The following is a 5,140-nucleotide window of genomic DNA, read 5'->3' on the forward strand; positions in this document are numbered from 1 at the left end:
TCTATAATTGGTATTAGACCAGCAGTTATAGGATAAATTATAAGTGATAATTTTATTTTAATATTGTCCTTAAAAGGCTCATAGGCCATCTTTAGAAGGTCGAAATTCGATAATTTATCCGCTCTTAAGTATGATTTTATGATTTCTTCGTCCTTTAGATTTTGAGCAAGGTTTTCTTTTAGGTTTTTAAGATTCTTTTCCATGTTCTTCCTCCCTTATGTCCTTAGAAAATTCAGTTAATTCTTCTATTACTTTTTCAAAACCAGGTTTTCTCAAATAATAATAGGTCTTCCTTCCCTCAATATATGCTCCAATAAAGCCGCACATTTGAAGCTGGCTTATGTGGTAAGACAGGGTAGCTGGAGTTATATAAAGCTTGTCAGAAAGCTCCTTGGCATAGTAGTTTTTTTCCTTTAAGAGGTCTAAAATGTCAATCCTAGTTGGGTCTCCCAGTATTTTTAAGTATTGGCTTAATAACTTTAATTTATTACCTTCATTGGCGACTTTCTTATCAGAAAATATACCGAATTTTATAAAGGTATAGTCAGAATTATCTGTAAAAAATTGAAACATGGTTGTATTTGGAGCTATGATAAGCCCGTATATATCAAGGGCCTTAGTTCTCCTTGCAAGCAAATCTCTTATTCCAACCTGGTCAATAAGTTCGTTTATCCTTTTGTAGTCATCTTTTTTTAAATGGTCGAAATGATCTAGGAAAATATCTTCAATCATATAAAAATTTTTTTCTAAAATATCGCAGATTTTCTCTAATAGCGGATAGAGTCTATCGTAGATACTTTTTTTATTTGAAAAAGATCTTAAAAGTGCCATTGATAGTTTATCTTCATAAGGAAGTGAATTCATAAGGTCTAAGAAATTAATCTTAAAAGCTTTATTTAAGTATTCTTTTATAGATGATGATTCATTAGAATTAGGTTCATCTAAATCCACCCCCATATAATTGAGAAAGTGAAGGTCAAAGGAATTTTCAAATAATTCATAAGTAAAATCTTTAATCTCAAAGACATTTGTATTTTGAAAAATACCTGCCAAAAATGGAAAGTAATTCATGTCGTTTTCCGAAAAAATGTAGAAAAGATTTAGTATATCTTCATTTTTTCCGTTGAAAAAATTTTCAAGATAAGGAAGGGATTCCTTTTTTACTTTTCTAATAAAATCCTTATAGGTCTTATTATCGAGGGATATATTGTTCATAGAAACTAAATTTAAATCCTCAGAGTAGGTAGAACCAGGATAAGACTCCTCAAAAGAGAAAAAGCTTTTATTGTTGGCTGCTAGATAGTTTGTGTAAAGATAAATCACAAGGCCTGCTTCATTTACAAGCAAGGGCTTTTTTATGAGATTAAAATTATCAAAGTGAGCTTTCATTATAGATCCTTTCTTAGATTTATATCTAATGATTATTTTTATCTTAGATTTCTATTAACTTAATTATAAGACAAATTTCATCTAATATCAATAACCATATATTCGATATTAATCTAAGAGTATTAGCGGGAAAAATTTTCCTTGACATTATTTCCTATAAGATTTAAAATAAGATACATACAAGGGAGTTCTTAAAAGATCTGAGAGGAGGCTTAGCCTCGACCTTACCTGATTTGGATAATGCCAACGGAGGGATGTATATTTTTTATGCATATTTTTTTTGAACTTTAGAACGAGCCTTGGCTTGTTCTTTTTTTGTAAATAAGTAAAAAGGAGAGATTTATTAAATGAAATTGACAAGGGGTTGTAAATCCCAAAGGAAAATGAAAGGGGAGAGAAATTGAAAAAAACTTCTAATTTTGAAAATGGCCTGATTTGGTTTGGTGCGGGCGTATCAATAGCGGAAATTATTACTGGAACATATTTCGCACCCCTAGGCTTTAAAAAAGGCTTCATGGCCATGCTAGTCGGTCACATAATAGGTGCGGTGCTCTTATATATGGCAGGAATCATAGGAGGCAGGACAGAAAAATCAGCCATGGAGACTGTAAAAATGTCCTTTGGTCAAAAAGGTGGACTATTTTTCGCACTTTTAAATGTCCTCCAACTTGTAGGTTGGACTGCTATTATGATTTATGACGGGGCAATTTCAACATCCCATGTATTTTCTACAGGCCACATCATCTGGGCCCTAGTAATAGGACTTTTGATCCTTCTTTGGATAAAAATAGGTCTTTCAAACCTTGGTAAACTTAACACAGTTTCCATGTCCCTATTATTTATCCTAACTATTGTCCTATCCTTTAAGGTATTTAAGGGAATTAGTTTTAATTCACAAGCGGCAGCTGATGCTATGAGCTTTGGCCTTGCCATAGAGCTTGCCGTAGCCATGCCACTTTCCTGGCTACCACTAATATCCGACTACACCAGGGAGGCAGAAGACCCAAGGGGAGCAACCCTCACATCAACTGTAATCTACACCCTAGTTTCCATGTGGATGTATGTAATCGGTATGGGCATGGCTCTACTTACAAATGAAAGTGATATTGCTATGATAATGGTAAAATCAGGCCTAGGTCTTGCTGCTATGATAATTATAATATTGTCAACTGTAACAACTACCTTCTTAGACGCTTATTCAGCAGGTATTTCTGCCGAATCCTTATCAAAGAAGGTAGATGGTCAGAAAATTGGAATCATAGTTACAATTATAGGTACAATCGGGGCAATAATTTTCCCGATGGATGACATCACAGACTTCCTCTACCTAATAGGATCTGTTTTTGCCCCAATGATAGCCATACAAATTGCTGACTACTTTATCCTTAAAAAAGACGTCACAGGCACAGATATCTATTATAAAAATATGGTTATTTGGCTAATTGGCTTTATCGCAAACAGGGTATTTTTAAAGATGGACCTCCTAATAGGTTCGACAATTTCATGTATAGTAGTTGTAATAATAGTAAAAGTTTTGGCTGAAAAATTAATAAAAGATTAAGGAAAAAGACGAGTAATTCTGGGTTGAGATTATTACTCGTCTTTGTTTTTATTCGATTTCTTCAATAGGAATATCATATAAGTCTTCGTAGAGGTAGGACTTGTCGATTCCTTTCATGAAAACCTCCCTGTCGGTAATTTTATCTGTAAGAGCGGATTTTAAAAGGTGGTTGATTTCAAGGGTATTTACAACAGACCTTTCCATGGCAGAAAGATAAGCAAATTTGTCTATCTTATCCCAATCCACACACTTGCCTAGGTTTTTCTTTAAGATTAGGTCAAGCCAAATCCTTGTAGCCCTGCCGTTTCCCTCACGGAATGGGTGCGCTATATTCATTTCCACATATTTGTCAATTATTTCATCAAAGTTTGTTTCTGGCATTTTTTCTATTATTGCTAGGTTTGATTCCAAAAAGAGTAGGGGAGCAAAGCGGAAAGACCCCTTTGCGATATTTACAGTTCTGATTTTCCCTGCAAAATCAAAGACGTCTTGGAATAAATACCTATGGATATCTTTAAGAGATTTAAAAGTTCCAACTTCAAACATATCTATGATGCCAAGGTCCCAAAGTTCTTTGGCTCTTTTTTTGCTTAAGTATTCTTCGTTTCTATTCATTTCATCACCTAAGATTATTATACAATTTAAGATAAAAAAATCCCCCAAAACCCATGTTTTGGAGGAAATTTATCTTAGGCGAGTTCCACTTTGTGGAAGTTTTTCTTGCCTCTTTTTATTATGATTCTACCATCTTCAAAAAGATCTTTGGTGATTTCTAGTCTAAAGTCACTTACTTTTTCATCATTAACTGAAACTCCGCCTTGTTTTACCATTTGTCTAGCTTCACCGTTTGATTTTGATAGGCCAACATTGGTCATAAGTTGTAAAAGACCAATTGGTAAGTCTGCTTCAGAGATTTCTGTAGTTGGCATAGCATCTTCATTGCCCTTGCCAGCAAAAAGTGCCTTTGCTGCATCAAGTGCCGCATCTGCTTCTTCCTTGCCATGGACAAGTTTAACTACTTCGTAGGCTAAGATTTCTTTTGCCTTGTTAATTTCAGCCGCATCTGTAGCACTTCCTAGTTTTCTACATTCTGCTGTAGGTAGGAAGGTAAGTTGTAAGAGGAATTTCTCCACGTCTCTGTCGTCAACATTTCTCATGTATTGGAACATTTCAAATGGACTTGTTTTTTCCTTATCAAGCCAAACCGCACCTTTTTGAGATTTTCCCATCTTAACTCCGTCTGCAGTTGTAAGTAGGGCAAAGGTCATGCCGTAGGCTTCGCCTTGTTCATGTTTTTTAATTAGATTTACACCACCGATGATATTTGACCATTGGTCAGAACCACCTATTTCAAAGGTTACTCCGTCTTCCCTGTACATCTTTAAGAAGTCGTAAGACTGTAAAAGCATGTAGGAGAATTCGAAAAATGTTAGACCACCAGCTGCCATCCTGTTTTTGTAGGCATCTTTTTTAATCATTTCATTTACCAAAAATTCGCTTCCTACATCTCTTAAAAACTCAACAAAGTTAAGGTCAAGTAGCCAATCTTTGTTATTTAGCATAACTGCTCCACCTTCCTCAGAGAAGTCTAAAAATCTTTGGAATTGCTTGTAGAAGCACTCTGCATTGTGGTCGATTCTTTCTTCAGTCATTACTTGGCGCATATCCGACCTACCTGATGGGTCACCTATAAGGGTTGTACCTCCACCAAGAAGGGCAACTGGTTTGTGGCCGTAGTTTTGCATACGCATCATAACCATGATTTGGATAAGATGGCCAACAGTTAGAGAATCTGCTGTAGCATCAAAACCACAGTAGAACTTCACAGATTCTGTAGCAAGTTTTTTCTTTAGTTCTTCTTCATTTGTAGCTTGCTCATAGTATCCACGGTCTACAAGCTCGTCAAAAACATTATCGTATTCTTTTTCGTAAGTAAATTTCATAATTTTTCCTTTCACTTCATACAATGAATCCGCAAAATGGGTATAAAAAAAGAGCATAAAAGCGCAAAGACTTGCGGTACCAGCTTTTTTTATACTCGTTGCCAAACACAGACAGCTTGGCTTGCCTTAAACAAAATGAAAGTGTAATTTCAAAAAAGCCATTTCAGACTCTTCCTACTAGAATTCATTGTAAGTTTTATTCTTATAAGACTACTTAACACTAAGAATATGATTTTGTCAACAAGAC

4 protein-coding genes, 1 pseudogene and 1 riboswitch are annotated in these 5,140 nt (G+C 35.0%); of the genes and pseudogenes, 1 reads left to right on the top strand and 4 read right to left on the bottom strand.

Annotation, left to right across the window (positions count from 1 at the left end; translation table 11 throughout):
* Nucleotides 1-203: pseudogene (locus Q0410_RS07715) on the bottom strand (ABC transporter ATP-binding protein); the annotation flags it as partial.
* On the bottom strand, nt 187-1,389 hold the full coding sequence (locus tag Q0410_RS07720) for a helix-turn-helix transcriptional regulator (RefSeq protein WP_299035233.1): 1,203 nt from the start codon (nt 1,387-1,389) through the stop codon (nt 187-189). The gene Q0410_RS07720 and the pseudogene Q0410_RS07715, both read right to left, overlap by 17 nt.
* Before the next feature lie 171 nt (nt 1,390-1,560).
* Nucleotides 1,561-1,662, top strand: a riboswitch (TPP riboswitch).
* A gap of 127 nt (nt 1,663-1,789) precedes the next feature.
* Here Q0410_RS07720 and cytX point away from each other — a divergent pair.
* Nucleotides 1,790-2,950 carry a putative hydroxymethylpyrimidine transporter CytX gene (cytX, locus tag Q0410_RS07725; protein ID WP_299035236.1) on the top strand — a complete coding sequence of 387 codons (1,161 nt, stop codon included), beginning with the start codon at nt 1,790-1,792 and terminating at the stop codon, nt 2,948-2,950.
* 48 nt (nt 2,951-2,998) lie between these two features.
* Here cytX and fic read toward each other — a convergent pair whose 3' ends face one another.
* Together fic and tyrS are read right to left on the bottom strand one after the other, a co-directional pair.
* Nucleotides 2,999-3,565 carry a protein adenylyltransferase Fic gene (gene fic, locus Q0410_RS07730; protein WP_299035239.1) on the bottom strand — a complete coding sequence of 189 codons (567 nt, stop codon included), beginning with the start codon at nt 3,563-3,565 and terminating at the stop codon, nt 2,999-3,001.
* Nucleotides 3,566-3,639: 74 nt separating this feature from the next.
* On the bottom strand, nt 3,640-4,893 hold the full coding sequence (gene tyrS, locus Q0410_RS07735; RefSeq protein ID WP_299035242.1) for a tyrosine--tRNA ligase: 1,254 nt from the start codon (nt 4,891-4,893) through the stop codon (nt 3,640-3,642).
* Nucleotides 4,894-5,140: the final 247 nt, after the last annotated feature.

Origin of the sequence: uncultured Anaerococcus sp., assembly GCF_937934665.1 — a bacterium.
Lineage (GTDB): Bacteria > Bacillota > Clostridia > Tissierellales > Peptoniphilaceae > Anaerococcus.

Excerpts from the sequence above, each read along its gene's own strand:
- Q0410_RS07720 (WP_299035233.1), bottom strand. The coding sequence starts at position 1,389 with ATGAAAGCTCACTTTGATAATTTTAATCTCATAAAAAAGCCCTTGCTT.
- fic (WP_299035239.1), bottom strand. The coding sequence starts at position 3,565 with ATGAATAGAAACGAAGAATACTTAAGCAAAAAAAGAGCCAAAGAACTT.
- tyrS (WP_299035242.1), bottom strand. The coding sequence starts at position 4,893 with ATGAAATTTACTTACGAAAAAGAATACGATAATGTTTTTGACGAGCTT.